A 1,667-nucleotide genomic window follows, 5' to 3' on the forward strand; every position below is an offset into this window, starting at 1 on the left:
GGGCCGTGCATGCATGGCTGGCCCGTTCCGGTGTGCGTACCAGCGTCAAGAGGGTCTGGCGGCTGATGGCGGATGCCGTGCTGGTCTGCTGCCATCCGCGCCCGCGTAAGCAGACCACGATCCCTGACCCGGATGCGCCGAAGGTGGCGGACCTGATCGGCCGTGACTTCACCGCCGACGCACCGGATCAACGCTGGGTGGGCGACATCACCTACATACGGGTCGGTGCCGGGTGGGTGTATCTGGCAACGGTGATTGATTTGTTTTCGCGGAAGGTCGTTGGTTATTCGATTGCCGATCATATGCGTGAATCATTGGTGCGGGATGCCTTAGCGAATGCTCTGACCACCCGAGGTATGCCGGAGAATGTTATTTTTCATTCAGATCGTGGATCTCAATACACGTCCTCTGCTTTCGCGCAATACTGCCGGGATTACAATGTGGTCCGGTCAATGGGTAGGACCGGGTCTTGTTATGATAATGCGGTGGCGGAATCCTTTTTCTCCACGATCAAGAAGGAGCTTATCTACCGTAGGCCATGGCTGAACATTGACGAAGTGCGGGGAGAGGTATTTGAGTACGTTGAAGTCTATTACAACAGGAAGCGGCTTCATTCGACGCTCGACTATTTGACTCCGTCTGAATACGAGATAGAATATAACAGTACGCAACAATTTGCAGCCTAAATACGTGGTGTCCCACAAACTGGAAACGGTTCACTTCGCCCGGCTTACCGCACCACACCCCCTGGCACTCGAGCGTTGCCCCCTCACCGGGTTCATCAAGGAAACCCAAGCTACCGCCGAGGTGGAATCATGGCATGCACTCCAACACACACCACAGGGGGTGCACCCCGCCTCCAGCCGATTCCTCATCAACTGGCTCACCCACCACATTCGACCGCCCAAACCGCAAAACTTCCCCTGACGCCCACTTCTGCCCCCTGTAGAAGACCGACTCTCACCTCAAGGGCCAGTCACCCGCTGACCTCTCGAAAGGAGCAGTGTTCTGCCATCAAACCTGCGGCCGTAAGGGGATGGAGACGGCGGCTGCGGACAGACTGGCGATTCACAGCCGATGCCCGCACCAAGAGGACGTACCGCCAAGGATGCCGCACGTCTCGTCGACTGGAGCCGCGCAAAACGGCGGAGCTACACTACGGTTACCGGCACCCGAACAGCCCGAAAGGCCGGGACCGCCGCTAAGAGGAAGCAAACAACCCGCCACCTCCGAAAAATTCATAAGGTTTGGACAGCCCTGCAGGGTGTCAAAAAGATATGGATCGGTTTTGAACCTGTCTCAGCGGCCTGCTCAAAAACGCTATTGGTGACGGTTAGGGCACACCGGCGTCCCGCTACATGGCAGCGATCTACCCCCTCCGCCAAATCGCCGTTGAAAGTTTCGACCAAGAAAGAGACCCAGAACTCGCCGCATCGGTCCACTCCTTCGAGCGCTGGATCGTCTGACACTGATCAGGGGCAGCACGAGAACCACTCCTCACTGGCCACTAGCTGATGTCAGAAATTGGCCATTTAGCGATGCGGCTCATAGCCGTAATGGGCAGGATCTGCACAGAAATGCGTTTTCCTGTGAGGCTTGGGGCAGGGTTCCTGCAGGTTACGCCCGGCTGGCGGTTGCCTTTGGTAACTTCAAGGTGTCGGCTCGAA

2 protein-coding genes are annotated in these 1,667 nt (G+C 57.2%); both read left to right on the forward strand.

What is annotated here, in order from left to right; genetic code table 11:
* A partial coding sequence (locus Y703_RS20125; RefSeq protein WP_155849548.1) for an IS3 family transposase occupies nucleotides 1–686 on the forward strand: 686 nt, incomplete at its 5' end.
* Nucleotides 687–690: 4 nt separating this feature from the next.
* Nucleotides 691–927: a hypothetical protein gene (locus tag Y703_RS0114390; RefSeq protein ID WP_026553263.1), complete on the forward strand. Its 237-nt coding sequence runs from the start codon at nucleotides 691–693 to the stop codon at nucleotides 925–927.
* Nucleotides 928–1,667 lie beyond the last annotated feature (740 nt).

This window comes from Arthrobacter sp. H20 (assembly GCF_000520515.1).
Taxonomy (GTDB): domain Bacteria; phylum Actinomycetota; class Actinomycetes; order Actinomycetales; family Micrococcaceae; genus Arthrobacter_D.